This is a genomic window from Undibacterium sp. 5I2 (genome assembly GCF_035019605.1).
Taxonomy (GTDB): Bacteria; Pseudomonadota; Gammaproteobacteria; order Burkholderiales; family Burkholderiaceae_D; genus Undibacterium.
Map to the genome: position 1 here is coordinate 1 of NZ_JASJVS010000081.1, position 14,018 is coordinate 14,018.

Annotated in this window: 15 protein-coding genes and 1 tRNA gene; 8 read left to right on the forward strand and 8 right to left on the reverse strand. The window is 54.0% G+C overall.

Going from position 1 to position 14,018, the window contains the following annotated elements; genetic code table 11:
- Positions 1-247 precede the first annotated feature (247 nt).
- On the forward strand, positions 248-1,180 hold the full coding sequence (locus tag QN359_RS18155; RefSeq protein WP_322250679.1) for an antitoxin Xre/MbcA/ParS toxin-binding domain-containing protein: 933 nt from the start codon (positions 248-250) through the stop codon (positions 1,178-1,180).
- Positions 1,181-1,296: 116 nt separating this feature from the next.
- Here QN359_RS18155 and QN359_RS18160 read toward each other — a convergent pair.
- A tRNA-Phe gene (locus QN359_RS18160) sits at positions 1,297-1,372 on the reverse strand.
- A 161-nt stretch (positions 1,373-1,533) separates the two neighbouring features.
- Here QN359_RS18160 and QN359_RS18165 point away from each other — a divergent pair.
- The 5 genes from QN359_RS18165 (at position 1,534) to QN359_RS18185 (ending at position 6,616) form a co-directional block, all read left to right on the forward strand.
- A complete protein-coding gene (locus tag QN359_RS18165) occupies positions 1,534-2,757 on the forward strand; it encodes an FAD-dependent monooxygenase (protein ID WP_322250680.1) in 1,224 nt (407 codons plus the stop codon).
- A gap of 38 nt (positions 2,758-2,795) precedes the next feature.
- Positions 2,796-3,527 carry a DsbC family protein gene (locus QN359_RS18170; RefSeq protein WP_322250681.1) on the forward strand — a complete coding sequence of 244 codons (732 nt, stop codon included), beginning with the start codon at positions 2,796-2,798 and terminating at the stop codon, positions 3,525-3,527.
- Positions 3,528-3,532: 5 nt separating this feature from the next.
- Positions 3,533-4,129: a nucleotidyltransferase family protein gene (locus QN359_RS18175; protein ID WP_322250682.1), complete on the forward strand. Its 597-nt coding sequence runs from the start codon at positions 3,533-3,535 to the stop codon at positions 4,127-4,129.
- A 129-nt stretch (positions 4,130-4,258) separates the two neighbouring features.
- The gene (locus QN359_RS18180; RefSeq protein ID WP_322250683.1) at positions 4,259-4,711 is read left to right on the forward strand and encodes a DUF3429 domain-containing protein; all 453 of its coding nucleotides are present in this window, start codon (positions 4,259-4,261) and stop codon (positions 4,709-4,711) included.
- A 66-nt stretch (positions 4,712-4,777) separates the two neighbouring features.
- Positions 4,778-6,616, forward strand: a complete 1,839-nt coding sequence (locus QN359_RS18185) for a PDZ domain-containing protein (RefSeq protein ID WP_323493362.1) — start codon at positions 4,778-4,780, stop codon at positions 6,614-6,616.
- Positions 6,617-6,691: 75 nt separating this feature from the next.
- Here QN359_RS18185 and trpC read toward each other — a convergent pair whose 3' ends face one another.
- The 6 genes from trpC to rpe form a co-directional block, all read right to left on the reverse strand.
- A complete protein-coding gene (gene trpC / locus QN359_RS18190; protein ID WP_322250685.1) occupies positions 6,692-7,492 on the reverse strand; it encodes an indole-3-glycerol phosphate synthase TrpC in 801 nt (266 codons plus the stop codon).
- 4 nt (positions 7,493-7,496) lie between these two features.
- A complete protein-coding gene (gene trpD / locus QN359_RS18195; protein WP_322250686.1) occupies positions 7,497-8,528 on the reverse strand; it encodes an anthranilate phosphoribosyltransferase in 1,032 nt (343 codons plus the stop codon).
- Positions 8,525-9,097 carry an aminodeoxychorismate/anthranilate synthase component II gene (locus QN359_RS18200; RefSeq protein WP_322250687.1) on the reverse strand — a complete coding sequence of 191 codons (573 nt, stop codon included), beginning with the start codon at positions 9,095-9,097 and terminating at the stop codon, positions 8,525-8,527. Before QN359_RS18200 ends, trpD begins: the two co-directional genes overlap by 4 nt.
- Positions 9,098-10,594, reverse strand: coding sequence for an anthranilate synthase component I (gene trpE, locus QN359_RS18205; protein ID WP_322250688.1), 1,497 nt, complete (start codon positions 10,592-10,594; stop codon positions 9,098-9,100).
- Between the two features lie 355 nt (positions 10,595-10,949).
- The gene (locus QN359_RS18210) at positions 10,950-11,654 is read right to left on the reverse strand and encodes a phosphoglycolate phosphatase (protein WP_322250689.1); all 705 of its coding nucleotides are present in this window, start codon (positions 11,652-11,654) and stop codon (positions 10,950-10,952) included.
- 1 nt (position 11,655) lies between these two features.
- Positions 11,656-12,321, reverse strand: a complete 666-nt coding sequence (gene rpe / locus QN359_RS18215; RefSeq protein WP_322250690.1) for a ribulose-phosphate 3-epimerase — start codon at positions 12,319-12,321, stop codon at positions 11,656-11,658.
- 126 nt (positions 12,322-12,447) lie between these two features.
- Here rpe and apaG point away from each other — a divergent pair, with 126 nt between their 5' ends.
- Entirely contained in the window at positions 12,448-12,822 is a 375-nt protein-coding gene (apaG, locus tag QN359_RS18220; RefSeq protein WP_322251072.1) for a Co2+/Mg2+ efflux protein ApaG, read from the forward strand.
- 7 nt (positions 12,823-12,829) lie between these two features.
- On the opposite strand, the gene QN359_RS18225 is transcribed toward apaG, so the two are convergent.
- Positions 12,830-12,976 (reverse strand): hypothetical protein, encoded by a 147-nt coding sequence (locus QN359_RS18225; protein WP_322250691.1) that lies wholly within the window; start codon positions 12,974-12,976, stop codon positions 12,830-12,832.
- Positions 12,977-13,061: 85 nt separating this feature from the next.
- On the opposite strand from QN359_RS18225, the gene QN359_RS18230 reads away from it, so the two are divergent.
- Entirely contained in the window at positions 13,062-13,838 is a 777-nt protein-coding gene (locus QN359_RS18230; RefSeq protein WP_322250692.1) for an enoyl-CoA hydratase, read from the forward strand.
- The last annotated feature ends 180 nt before the right edge of the window (positions 13,839-14,018 follow it).

The window sequence follows — 14,018 nt, forward strand, 5'->3', positions numbered from 1 at the left end:
AAGCCCCCCGTTCCAACACCTCGCCCCCCCCCCACAACCTAGCCGCTAGGATCGTAAAAGGGGGTATGTGGAGCCGCCAAAGCCATGGCCTAGGTAACAAGGATATTTTGTTAAATCGCTTGCGCATGAAAATAAGTTCACGCATAATGTTGATAACAACTAATCCGCAAAACTGGCGTGGCTTGACCATCTAGTGTGCGGGGGAACAAGCCGGCGCAAGCCGGTTTTTTCATTTCTGGGATGGAAAATGGTAGAGGTGAGCGGCGTAGCACATCTTCGGACACGCATTTATATTGATGGTTATAATCTTTATTATGGCTGTTTGAAGGGTTCGCCTTACAAATGGCTTGACCTCTTAGCGCTTTTTGAGAAGCATATATTGCCATCAGTATTGGTGGAGCGAAATGGTTTGCGTTGTCAAATGACGCTTTTGCCTCTAGCAATTAAATTCTTTACCGCTAAAATTCTCGAAAAAGCAGCAAAAGCGCCTGACTCGGTATCATCCCAGGCTCGCTACCACACTGCTCTGCGTAAGCAACACGACAGTCGCATCGAAATAATAGAAGGTTATTATTCTTTAACGGAGTCTAGGGTAAAAATTATCGATGCTGCCTCTCCTAAACGATGGCCAAAAGACTGTCATGATGCGTTGGCTTGGAAACTAGAGGAAAAGCAGTCCGATGTGAATCTTGCATTGCAAGCCTATCATGATGCGATTACACGAGAAGTTGATCAGGTTGTAATTGTTACGAACGATACGGACATAGCTCCAGCACTTAAATTAATTCGTTTACATACGGCAGTGACGATTGGATTGGTGATACCTGCAAAACCAAGTATTCGTGTTCCTAACACTGAGTTGGCAGAGCAAGCCCACTGGGTTCGTTCGCATATTCTTCCAAGTGAATTGGCTAATTCACAATTACCAAGAGTTTTTCCTGGGAAATCTCCAACCATAAAACCGGAGTCTTGGTACGCTCGTCCAGACTTATTAGAAAAAATATTACAACTGGCAATGCCAGTTGTTGGTAGCCGCGGGGGAGTGTTTAAGTGGATGGAGGCGCCTAATCCATATCTTGAAAATCATGCGCCAATTGACCTTATTGACACCGAAGAAGAGGCTGCCAAAGTAATTGCATATATCGAAAATTATTTAGCCGGAAACGGGATAAGTAAATAATTTCCACGACTGTTCCTTATAAGAATTGTAGATCAGTAGCGAAAATTGTAGATTTGGCTCACAAATGACAAAAGGCTTACATTGCTGTAAGCCTTTTGTCTTTACTACTAAATACTTGGTGGCCCGGGGCGGAATCGAACCACCGACACAAGGATTTTCAATCCTCTGCTCTACCGACTGAGCTACCAGGCCAAGAGCATGCATTATAGAGAGCAGTTCGCCGCTTGGCAAGCCCTGAGCAAAAATAAAGCATTTCGCCCTTGCCGCGGGCGGCGTTGCCGGGCTTGATCGGCTACGCGGCTGATGCGGCGCAGTGCCGTATAATGGCGAGATTGTCTCTCTAAGGGCGGGTTATGGCAGCGCAAGTGTATCAGTGTGACATCTGCATCATCGGTAACGGTGCCGTCGGTAAAGCCGCGGCCTTGGGTTTTGCGCAGGCCGGCTGGCGTGTGCTGTTGTTAGGCCGTAGCGCTGCGCCGCTGCCGCTGCCTCTGGCACCCGCCGCGGCCGACTGGGATGTGCGCGTGTTCGCGCTTAACCATGTGGCACGCGATTTACTCGGCGGCCTTAAAGTCTGGGATGCGCTCGACGCGACGCGCGTGGCACCGGTTAATGCCATGCAGATTTTTGATATGCAGGCAGCGCTGCCGGCACCGGCCGCCGCTCAGCTCGGTTTCGATGCTTACGGTGCGCATACCGAACAACTGACTTGGATCGTCGAAGACCGCAATCTCAACCAAGCGCTCGATAGTGCGCTGCGCTTTGCACAAAATTTGACGCAACTGGTGGGCGAGGCGGTCGATTGGCAGATTTCTGAGAACTTGGCGCGGCTGCGCCTGGCCGATGGCAGTACGGTCGAGGCCAAGTTATTGGTCGGGGCCGATGGCGCGCAATCGTGGGTGCGTGCCCAAGCCGACATCGGCATCGATTACCGTTCCTACGGCCAGCGCGGGGTGGTCACAAATTTCGCCTGCGAACGGCCGCATCATGGGGTGGCGCGCCAGTGGTTTGTCGAAGATCAGGGTATCATCGCTCTGCTGCCCCTGCCCGGGCAGCGCGTATCACTGGTCTGGTCGGCCCCGGATGCGCTGGCCGCCACCTTACTGGCGGAACCCTTGAGCGCCTTGGCGACGCGGCTGGAAACGTATTGTTTCGACACGCTCGGCCATCTGACCCCGCTGCTGCCGGCACACATTCAGGCGTTTCCGCTGCGCTTCATCCGTCCGCACAGTATGATTGCGCCACGTATGGCATTGATTGGTGATGCAGCCCATGCCGTGCATCCGCTGGCAGGGCATGGTATGAATCTCGGTTTTGGCGATGTCGCCAGCTTGTTGACGATTCTCGCTGACGCCGCCGCCAAGCGCGATTGTGGTGATCTGCGCGTGCTGGAGCGCTATCGCCGGGCACGTAAGGAAGAGGTCATGCTGATGCAGCTGACCACCGATGGACTGGCACGCTTGTTTGCTTCACAACTGACACCGCTGCGACTGGTACGCAAGTTTGGGTTGAACTTACTCGAAGCTTTGCCGGTCTTAAAGCGGAAATTAATTTCTCATGCAATGGGCAGCCGCTGAATCGGCCGGCTCATCACTCCAGACTCAAGGACTCTACCATGCATCTCAAACAATATATCGCCGTCTTGGCGCTGGCCCTCAGCGGCCTCGTCGCTGCCGAAACCCCACTCGAAGCGACGGTTAAAAAACTGGTCGAGCCACGCCTGGGCGAAGGTGTGAAGGTGGATTCGGTCACCAAGACGCCGTATGCCGGTCTGTATGAAGTGCGGATCGGTTCCGAGCTGCTCTATACCGATGAAAAAGCACAGTTTTTGTTTCTCGGTAATGTGGTCGATGCCAAAACGGGTACCAACTATACTAAAGCCAGAACCGATGATCTGAGCCGCATTAAATTCTCTGATCTGCCGCTCGATCTCGCTCTTAAGACTGTCAAAGGTGACGGCAAACGGGTGATCGCGGTGTTTGAAGATCCGAATTGCGGCTATTGCAAGCACTTCCGTAAAACCTTGACGGGTGTTGATAACATCACTGTTTATACGTTTATGTATAATATTTTGTCGGAAGATTCCACCGCTAAATCGAAAAACATCTGGTGTTCAGCCGATCGCAGCAAGGCGTGGGATGAATGGATGCTCAACGGTAAGGTGGCACCGGCGGCGGCGGCGAATTGCATGACACCGAATGATAAAGTGCTCGCGCTCGGGCGTAAATTACGCGTCAACGGTACGCCGGCTATCTTCTTCGTCGATGGCACACGGGTGCCGGGTGCCATGGATGGCAAGGCGCTCGAAGATAAACTCGCCAGCCTGTCCGCAGCTAAAGCCAAATAAGCACGATGTCGGCGCGCCCGCATTGGACCGGTATCTTACTGGCCGCTGGGCGTGGCCGTCGCTTCGCTGCCCACGATGGTGGCGATAAGTTGTTACAAGCCTTGGCCGATGGTCGCAGCGTGGCGCAAACCAGCGCGGCCAACTTACAGGCCGTGATGCCGCATACGCTGACGGTACTGCGCGCCGATCACTTCCTCTTACAACAACAGTTCAGTGCACTTGGCTATCCCAGTGTGCTGTGTGAGCAGGCTGATCTCGGCATGTCGGCGTCGCTGATTTGCGCACTACAGCACAGCGCTGACAGTGCCGGTTGGATTATCGCGCTGGCCGATATGCCGTGGGTGCAGCCCGACAGTATCGCTGCCGTGCTCGCTGCGCTGCGCGCCGGAGCCGATATCGCACGGCCGGTTTGCGCTGGTCGATATGGTAATCCGGTGGGTTTTTCGCGCACACATCTGGAACGCTTGTTGGCATTGCAGGGCGATAGCGGCGCGCGCGATTTGTTTCGCTCGTTTCCGGTGCATGAGGTGGAAGTGGATGATACGGGCATCTTGCACGATATCGATGTGCCGGCCGATTTGCTCGCTACACCACTGCGCTGAGCCGATTTTCTAAGCCCGACAGACTGCTAGTGATGATCACATATATCTAACTCGGCGTTTTCCTCTTAAAATAGCGTTTTCTTTCATTTGGCGAAAAAGTGCTGGCACCAACTGGTGTGGCGTGACTATATGAATAAGCTCAATCAAAAACTCGTAGTCCGACTCGGTTTCATGGGTCTTATCCCCTTTGTTTTTCTGACCACCGCGTGCTGGTTCGTGCATCCTGACTGGCTCGGTTTTTTCATCAAGGCCCAACTCGGCTACGGTATCGTGATCCTGTCGTTTCTCGGTGGCGTCCATCTCGGCGTGACTATCATGGCCGATGGTAAAGACGATCAAGAAACCAGAAAAGCCCTGATCTGGGGGGTGATTCCCACGATGCTGGCTTGGTGTTCGCTCAGTAATATGTTGTTTGGCTTCGCCGTTCAGGTGGTCGGCTTCATTGCCGCCTACCGCAATGACAAAAAACTTTACCAAAGCTATGGTGTGCCGGAGTGGTTCATCGACCTGCGGCTGCAATTAACACGCGTGGTCGTGGTGGCCCAAATTTTCACCTTCATTGCCGCGAATGTACGCACATAATGCGCTATATTGCTCAATACCTTGCTTAATATATTAATCAAAAATTAATCGGAAAGATCGTTAACCATGACGACGACCAGCATGAAACCAAACGCCGCCGCTACCGCTGCCGCGTTGCATTACACGATAGTACCGAAAGATTTAGCCGGCCATATTTTCGAAGTGACGCTGCAAATCGCCGCGCCAGCCGCCGATGGTCAGGTAGTGAGCTTACCGGCTTGGATACCGGGCAGCTATTTGGTGCGCGATTTCGCTCGTCATATAGTGCAGATCAGAGCCAGCAGCGGCGGCAAGAAGCTGGCGCTGAAAAAACTTGATAAACACAGCTGGCAGGCGGCACCATGCCGTGCTGAATTGACCCTGACGTATCAAGTCTATGCGTGGGATTTGTCGGTGCGTGCCGCACATCTCGATGCCAGCCATGCTTTCTTCAACGGTAGCAGTGTATTTTTGCGCGCCCATGGTCAGGAAGATCAGGCCCATGTGCTCGAGATACTGCGCCCAGCGAATGTCGCCGGAAAAAGCTGGCGCGTCGCAACCAGTTTGCCGGAACTGAAAGCCAAGCGTTACGGTTTCGGCAGCTACGTGGCTGCTGATTATGATGAACTCATCGATCATCCGGTCGAATGTGGTGACTTCCTGTTGGCCACATTTGAAGCGCATGGTGTGCCGCACGATTTTGTTATCAACGGCAAAGTGCCCAATCTCGATATCGATCGCATAGTCGCCGATCTCAAGCCGATTTGTGAAGCGCAGATCGCCTTGTTCGAACCGCGCACGAAAACCGCACCGATGCAGCGCTATGTCTTCATGACCATGGTGGTCGGTGATGGTTATGGTGGTCTCGAACATCGTGCCTCGACCGCGCTGATCTGTAATCGTAATGATTTACCGCTTACGCACCAGTCTGAAATGAGCGATGGCTATCGCAGCTTCCTCGGTCTGTGCAGCCACGAATATTTCCATACCTGGAATGTCAAACGCATCAAACCGGCGGTGTTTGTCGATTACGATTTGCGGCTAGAAAATTACACCAGTTTGCTGTGGGTGTTCGAGGGCTTTACCAGTTATTACGACGATCTGATGCTGGTACGTAGCGGCGTCATCGACGAAGCGGCATATTTCAAATTGCTGGCCAAGACCATCAATACGGTCACACGTGGCAGTGGCCGTTTCAAGCAAACAGTGGCGGAGTCGAGTTTCGATGCCTGGACCAAGTACTACCGGCAGGATGAAAATTCGCCCAATGCCATCGTCAGTTATTACACCAAGGGTTCCTTGGTGGCCTTGGCACTCGATCTCTTGTTGCGTACTGAAAGCGCCGGCAAAAAATCGCTCGATGACGTGATGCGCGCGCTGTGGCAGAAGTATGGGCGTGATTTTTATACCCGCAGCACTGCCCGTCAAGGCTTGGGGGAGCACGAAATCGCTGCGCTGATCCAGGGCGCGACCGGCGTCGATGTCGCTCGCTTTTTGGCAAAGTATGTGTACGGCACCGCGGATGTGCCATTGGCGCAGTTGTATGCCGGTTTTGGCATGGCGCTCGATGGTGCGCAGGCCAGCAAAGCCAGCCTCGGTGTCAAAGCTAGCCGCGATGCTGGTGATTGCAAGCTCGCGTATGTGTATGAAGGACGTGCCGCCCATTTGGCCGGTTTGTCGGCGCAAGATGTGCTGATTGCCATTAATGGCTTGCGCGTGACGGCGGCCGATGTCGCCGATGGTTTGCATAGTGCGGTCGGACGTTACCGTATCGGTGAAACGGTTGAGTTGCATGCCTTCCGGCGCGATGAGTTACTGGTTGTGCGCGCTAAGTTACAGGCCGACGATATGCCCGCTCTCAGTTTTACCGTGTTGGAACAAGCCGCCTTGCTGCGCCCGAGCTGGAAGAAAACGACGCGACGCTGAAGCGTTGGCAGTCATGGATAAAAAAAAAGCCCTTGGCGCAGCGTGCGGCAAGGGCTTTTTTGCATTGACGCGCGTTCAGAAGAACAAGCGCGCCAGTTCGACACCAGGATCGGGCGCGCGCATGAAGCTCTCGCCGACCAGAAAACCGTGCACATTGGCGTCACGCATGCGCGTCACATCATCGGGAGTGACGATGCCCGACTCGGTGATGACGAGTTTGTCAGCGGGAATTTTTTTCAGCAATTGCAAGCTGGTGTCGAGGCTGACCTCAAAGCTGCGCAAATTCCGGTTATTAATACCGAGCAGGGCCGTCTTCAGTTTCAGCGCGGCCGTCAATTCTTGCTCATCGTGTACTTCGACCAAGACCGCCATGCCGAGTTCATGGGCGCAGGCTTCGAGTTCCGCCATCAAACCATGATCGAGCGCGGCGACGATCAGCAGAATACAATCGGCCCCCCATTGGCGCGCCTGATAGACCTGGTAGGGGTCGATCATGAAATCCTTGCGCAGCGCCGGGATGCTACAGGCGGCGCGCGCTTGCTGCAAATACTCGGGGGCACCTTGGAAGAAATTGATATCGGTGAGAACCGACAAACAGGCGGCACCATGTTGCGCATAGCTGGCGGCGATCTCGGTCGGCTGAAAATCGGCGCGGATCACGCCTTTTGAGGGTGAGGCTTTTTTGATTTCGGCGATCACGGCCGGCTGGCCGGCTGCAATTTTGCTGCGCAGAGCGGCTTCGAATGCGCGCAACTCGGCGCGGGCGGCGTGGTCCGATTCTACTTCGCCACGCAAGCTGAGGAAGGATTGGTATTTTTTCGCGGCGGCGACTTCATCGTGTTTTACCGCCAAGATTTTCTTGAGTATGTCAGACATCGTATTATTTTCCGAGTTGCTGGGTGACCAGGATGAATTGTTCCAGTTTCGCCTTCGCAGCCCCGGAAGCGATTGCTTGCTGAGCGCGCAGCACGCCGTCGGCAATCGACTCGGCTATACCGGCACCATACAGCGCCGCACCGGCATTGAGGCTGACGATATCGGTGGCAGCGCCGGGCACATTGTTCATCACGTCGAGAATTTTGGCGCGCGATTCGGCCGCATCAGCCACCCGCAGATTGCGACTGGAAACCATGGGCAGGCCGAAATCTTCGGGATGAATATCGTATTCACGAATCTCGCCGTTGACCAGTTCACCCACCATGGTCGGCGCGCCGAGCGACACTTCATCCATATTATCGCGGCCCCAGACTACCAGCGCATGCTGGGCACCCAGGCGTTGTAACACGCGGATTTGGATACCCACCAGATCGGCATGAAATACCCCCATCAAAATATTCGGTGCGCCGGCCGGGTTGGTCAGTGGTCCGAGGATATTGAAAATGGTACGCACACCGAGTTCGCGTCGCACCGGTGCCGCATGCTTCATGGCCGCATGATGGTTAGGTGCGTACATGAAGCCGATACCGGTTTGGGCTATCGATTGTGCAATTTGCTCGGGCGTGAGGTTGATGTGAACACCCAGCGCTTCGAGCACATCGGCACTGCCGGAAGACGAGGACACGCTGCGGCCACCATGCTTGGCCACGCGCGCGCCGGCGGCGGCGGTAACGAACATCGAGGCGGTCGAAATATTGAAGGTATTCGCCCCATCGCCACCGGTGCCGACGATGTCGATCATATTGGCGGTATTAGCGATCGGTACCTTGGTCGAAAACTCACGCATCACTTGGGCGGCCGCGGTGATTTCACCGATGCTTTCTTTTTTTACGCGCAAACCCATGGTCAGGGCCGTGATCATCACGGGTGATAATTCACCGCCCATTAATTTACGAAACAGATACAGCATTTCATCGTGAAAAATTTCGCGATGTTCGATCAGACGCGTCAGCGCTTCTTGTTGAGAGATAGTCATGCTGCGGTTCCAGTCAAAAAGTTTTTCAGCAAGGCGTGGCCATGCTCGGACAAGATCGATTCAGGATGGAACTGTACGCCTTGCAAGTCGAATTGCTTATGACGCACGCCCATGATTTCGCCATCATCCGTCCAAGCGGTCACTTCCAGGCAGTCCGGCAGGCTGGCGCGCTCGATGGCCAGCGAATGGTAGCGCGTGATGGTGTAAGGGCTAGGCAAATTTTTGAAGACGCCGACGCCGGTGTGGGCAATTACTGAGGTTTTCCCATGCATGACTTGCTTGGCACGAATTACCTTACCGCCGAAGGCTGCACCGATCGCTTGATGACCGAGGCACACACCGAGAATCGGCAAGCGACCGGCGAATTGTTCGATCACCGCCATCGAAATACCGGCCTCATGCGGTGTGCAAGGTCCTGGCGAAATGCAGATGCGATCAGGCTGCATGGCTTCGATCTCGGCAATGCTGATTTCATCATTGCGGAAGATGCGCACGTCTTCGCCCAGTTCGGCGAAATACTGCACCAGGTTGTAAGTGAATGAATCGTAGTTATCTATCATCAGCAGCATTTAAATTTCTCCATCCAGTCCGTCTTGCACTTGTTCCGCCGCCCGCAATACCGCGCGCGCCTTGTTTTCCGTTTCTTGCCATTCCATTTCCGGCACCGAGTCGGCGACAATGCCAGCCGCCGCTTGCACATACAGCATGCCATCTTTGAGCACGCCGGTACGAATAGCGATGGCCAAATCCATTTCGCCACCGAACGACAGATAGCCGCAGGCACCGCCATAAATGCCGCGCTTGATCGGTTCCAGTTCATCAATCAACTCCATGGCGCGTACTTTCGGCGCACCAGAGAGTGTGCCGGCCGGGAAGGTGGCTTTGAGCACATCGAGATTCGATAGTTGCGGCTGTAAATTGGCTTCGACATTGGAGACGATGTGTTGGACATGCGAATATTTTTCTATCGCCATCTGGTCGGTCACTTTGACGCTGCCAGTGGTGGCGATACGGCCGATGTCATTGCGCGCCAGGTCGATCAGCATCACGTGTTCGGCGATTTCTTTCGGGTCGGCCAGCAGTTCGCGCGCTAATTCGGCATCGCGTTCCGGCGTGGCACCACGCGGACGGGTACCGGCCAGCGGGCGGATAGTGACTTTTTTACTGCCATCATTGAGGGTTTCGTTGCGCACTAAAATTTCCGGCGATGCGCCGATGATCTGCATGTCGCCGAAATTATAGAAATACATATATGGCGATGGATTGAGCGAGCGCAGCGCACGATACAGCGACAAAGGCGAATCGACATACGGTTTTTTGATACGTTGGCCGATTTGCACCTGCATCAGATCACCAGCCATGATGTATTCCTTGGCCTTAAGTACAGCCGCCAGATAATCTTCCTTGGCAAAATCACGGATCTCGGCGGTGCGTACCGAAGCCGACGTCACCGGCGCATCGACACTGCGACGTAACATCGCGCGCAAATCTTTGAGGCGCTGGCGCGCTTTCGACCAAGCTTCCGGCAGGCTGGTATCGGCATACACGATCAGGTATAGCTTGCCCGATACATTGTCGATCACGGCCAGCTCTTCGGTCAGCAGCAATTGAATTTCCGGTAAGCCCAGATCATCTTTCGGGGCGCTGGCTGCCAGTCTTTTTTCTACATGGCGTACCGTGTCATAGCCGAAATAACCGGCCAGGCCACCGCAGAAACGCGGTAAGCCCGGACGCAATGCCACCTTGAAGCGGCTCTGGAATTCGGCAATGAAATCAAGCGGATTACCTTCGTAGCTTTCGCTGACTACGCCATCGCGTACCACTTCGACGCGCCGACCGAAGCTGCGCACCAAGGTGTGGGCATGCAGACCGATGAAGGAATAGCGGCCGAAACGCTCGCCCCCCATCACCGATTCCAGTAAAAACGTATTTTTGCCAGCATGCTGGCTTTGTGCCAGTTTCAGGTACAGGGTCAGCGGTGTTTCCAGATCAGCGAAGGCTTCCGCAATCATGGGAATACGGTTATAGCCTTGCGCACAGAGTGAAGTAAATTCGAGTTCAGTCATGAGTTTTTCCTTGTACGGCAAGTCTGCCGCACGATAAATGAGCACCTGGTAAGGCTGGGCAAATAGTCATTTTCAGTTCAGCCGTCAGGCATGGCACGGGCCAGTGGCACACGCTTGTCAAATACAGTTCTGAGCAAGCGCACAACAACAGCGGGTCGGGGATAGCGACGGATGTAACAGATTGGTATATTGGTATAACAAACGAGAGTAAGTGCGCAGGGTATGCGCGGTCACTCGCGGCATTCTGGGTCAGGAGAATTGCCAGCGTCGCCAAAGCCAGGCCTCAAAGGCGCCTGGTGTCATTAAGGGACATTTGTTATCGAGATGCATTCGTGAGTGGAATGAGGTGAAATAATTAATGAATTTTTATCGCCAGCAGTCTTGCTGCTTGCAACAAGGTTTCGACTATACCATCACTTTGAATATTTTGTATAGCCAGACCGTGGTTGTAACCATACGGTACCGTCCAGACCGGGCAACCGGCCGCACGCGCCGCCTCGGCGTCGTTGCTCGAGTCGCCGATAGCCAGCACGTGTGCCGGTAACAGAGCAAATTGTGTGCAAACTGCCAGCAAAGGCATGGGGTCTGGTTTTTTGCGAGTAAACGAGTCGCCGCCATAGATTAGCTCAAAATACTCTGCCAAACCTTGTTGTTCCATCAAAGGTTTGGCAAACGCCAGGGGCTTGTTGGTGACGCAAGCCAGACGCAGGCCTTGCCCCCGCATGGCTTGCAGACCGGCGACCACATCGGGGTAAAGTGTCGCGGCGCTACCGTTAACTTGCAGGTAATGGCGCTGATACGCGGCCAGCGCGGCGTCGAAGTGCTGTGCGCTTTCGGTCGCAGAGAAATCGAGCGCCAGTACTTGTTGTATCAAATGTTCCGATCCCTTGCCGATCATGACTTTGATGGTTTCCAAAGCCAAGGGAGCGAGCGTGAATTCGGCACGCATCAGGTTGATGGCCAGCAGAAAATCGGCTGCGGTATCGAGCATGGTACCGTCGAGGTCAATGATGACCGCTTGTATCTGCTGCTTCAAACTGTTGGTGCGCGCCGTTGGCATCTCAGACTCCGGCCAATTCGCTGCGCATGGCGGCGATTACGGCATGGTAGTCCGCTTGGCCGAAAATAGCGGAGCCGGCTACGAAAGTATCGGCACCGGCGGCGGCGATGGCAGCAATATTGTCGACTTTCACCCCGCCATCGACTTGCAACAAGATGCTGCGGCCGGAATCATCGATGAGACGGCGTACTGCAGCGATTTTTTTCAAGGTATGCGGGATAAATGATTGACCGCCGAAGCCGGGATTGACGCTCATGAGCAGAATCAGGTCGAGTTTGTCCATCACATGCTCGAGTACATGCAAAGGCGTAGCCGGGTTGAGTACCAGCCCGGCTTGGCAACCGTGGTCGCGAATCAGTTGCAGGGTGCGGTCGATATGTTCCGAGCCTTCCGGGTGGAAGCTGATCAGGTTGGCCCCGGCTTTGGCAAAATCCGGGATCAGACGGTCGACCGGTTTGACCATCAGATGCACATCAATCGGTACCTGCACATGCGGGCGGATGGCCGCACAGACCAGCGGGCCGATGGTCAGATTCGGCACATAATGGTTATCCATGACGTCGAAGTGAATCATGTCGGCACCGGCGGCGACGACTTGGCGAACTTCTTCGCCGAGACGGGCGAAATCGGCGGAAAGTATGCTTGGGGCAATGCGGTAAGTAGTCATGATTGAGGCCTGGCAAAAAAAGATACGCTATTTTACTCCGCTTGCCGCAGCCAAGCCGCGCAGTCTTGCGCAAGCTCTGGCACAATAGGAGATTACTTGATGAAGTCAGTGAAAGAGGTTTTCCCTATGGCCGCCTATGAAATGCGTGTCACCGTCGTGACAAAGTATTTACCCGAACAATCAGAGCCTGATCGCGGCAGTTATGTATTTGCATACACAATCACGATCAAAAATACCGGAACGGTTGCAGCCCAAGTGATTTCGCGTCACTGGCTCATTACCGATGCCAAAAACCATGCGGAAGAAGTGAAGGGGCTGGGAGTCGTCGGCCATCAGCCATTTTTACCGCCCGGGCAAAGCTTTGAATACACCAGTGGCAGTTCGCTCGCGACCCCGCAAGGCTCGATGAAGGGGGTGTATTTTTGCGTGGCCGAAGATGCACATCGGTTTGAAGTCGAGATTCCCGAGTTCGTGCTTTCGATTCCGCGCACTTTGCACTGAGCTTGGGCTATTCCCGATTTGCCGGGTCGTGCAGTTGTTCTTGTTCTTCCTTGTGCGCCGACTGATCAGGTTTGCGCCCGCAATACATCGTCCACCAGACGATGAAGATCAATACGCTCAGTGCGCCGCAGGCTTCTAATGCTAATAGCCACATATTTCTTGTCCTTTGCCGTACAGATGTCAGTACGACGGTTAATTCGATTTTTCCTTACTATTATCCATACTATATAGGAGTCCCCATGGAATTCGCATGCATCTTGGTAGAAACCAAAGACAAAGTCGGCCTGATTACCTTGAATCGCCCGAAGGCATTGAATGCTCTCAATGATGAATTGATGAATGAGCTCGGCGTGGCACTCAAACATTTCGATGCCGATGAAGGCGTGCAATGTATCGTCATCACCGGTAGTGAAAAAGCCTTTGCCGCCGGTGCTGATATCGCCGCCATGGCGAACTACAGCTATATGGACACTTACAAGGAAGACTACATTACGCGTAATTGGGAAACGATCCGTCAGATACGTAAGCCCGTGATTGCAGCAGTGGCCGGTTATGCCCTGGGCGGCGGCTGTGAGTTGGCAATGATGTGTGATTTCATCATCGCGGCCGAGAATGCCAAGTTCGGTCAGCCGGAAATCAAACTCGGTACCATGCCTGGTGCCGGTGGTACTCAACGCTTGCCGCGCGCGATTTCAAAATCGAAAGCCATGGACCTGTGCCTGACGGCGCGCATGATGGATGCGGCCGAAGCCGAGCGTGCCGGTTTGGTATCGCGCATCGTGCCGGTGGAGAAACTATTGGAAGAAGCGCTGTCTGCCGCTAATACGATCGCGTCGATGTCTTTGCCGATGGTGATGATGATTAAAGACAGCGTCAATCGCGCCTATGAAACCAGTTTGTCCGAAGGTGTGCATTTCGAGCGTCGCCTGTTCCAAGCCAGCTTCGCCACTGAAGATCAGAAGGAAGGAATGCAGGCTTTCATGGAGAAACGTCCGGCCGTGTTTAAAAATAAGTAAATAATTTAGCTGAAAGACTTGCGTATGAGTAAGCGACTTGCTATAGTCCGACTCCCGCTGACGAGTGCAGCGAGATAGCAACAAGGCAAGCGTCTTACCCCGACAATGTTTGAATAAAACGGCGTCAAGTAAAACAGGGTATTGACAGCAGCCGGTAAGTACTGCATAATCTCGTTTCTC

Bases quoted from the DNA above. Each gene is read 5' to 3' on its own strand.
- QN359_RS18155 (WP_322250679.1), top strand. From the start codon at position 248: ATGGTAGAGGTGAGCGGCGTAGCACATCTTCGGACACGCATTTATATT.
- QN359_RS18165 (WP_322250680.1), top strand. From the start codon at position 1,534: ATGGCAGCGCAAGTGTATCAGTGTGACATCTGCATCATCGGTAACGGT.
- QN359_RS18170 (WP_322250681.1), top strand. From the start codon at position 2,796: ATGCATCTCAAACAATATATCGCCGTCTTGGCGCTGGCCCTCAGCGGC.
- QN359_RS18175 (WP_322250682.1), top strand. From the start codon at position 3,533: ATGTCGGCGCGCCCGCATTGGACCGGTATCTTACTGGCCGCTGGGCGT.
- QN359_RS18180 (WP_322250683.1), top strand. From the start codon at position 4,259: ATGAATAAGCTCAATCAAAAACTCGTAGTCCGACTCGGTTTCATGGGT.
- QN359_RS18185 (WP_323493362.1), top strand. From the start codon at position 4,778: ATGACGACGACCAGCATGAAACCAAACGCCGCCGCTACCGCTGCCGCG.
- trpC (WP_322250685.1), bottom strand. From the start codon at position 7,492: ATGTCTGACATACTCAAGAAAATCTTGGCGGTAAAACACGATGAAGTC.
- trpD (WP_322250686.1), bottom strand. From the start codon at position 8,528: ATGACTATCTCTCAACAAGAAGCGCTGACGCGTCTGATCGAACATCGC.
- QN359_RS18200 (WP_322250687.1), bottom strand. From the start codon at position 9,097: ATGCTGCTGATGATAGATAACTACGATTCATTCACTTACAACCTGGTG.
- trpE (WP_322250688.1), bottom strand. From the start codon at position 10,594: ATGACTGAACTCGAATTTACTTCACTCTGTGCGCAAGGCTATAACCGT.
- QN359_RS18210 (WP_322250689.1), bottom strand. From the start codon at position 11,654: ATGCCAACGGCGCGCACCAACAGTTTGAAGCAGCAGATACAAGCGGTC.
- rpe (WP_322250690.1), bottom strand. From the start codon at position 12,321: ATGACTACTTACCGCATTGCCCCAAGCATACTTTCCGCCGATTTCGCC.
- apaG (WP_322251072.1), top strand. From the start codon at position 12,448: ATGGCCGCCTATGAAATGCGTGTCACCGTCGTGACAAAGTATTTACCC.
- QN359_RS18225 (WP_322250691.1), bottom strand. From the start codon at position 12,976: ATGTGGCTATTAGCATTAGAAGCCTGCGGCGCACTGAGCGTATTGATC.
- QN359_RS18230 (WP_322250692.1), top strand. From the start codon at position 13,062: ATGGAATTCGCATGCATCTTGGTAGAAACCAAAGACAAAGTCGGCCTG.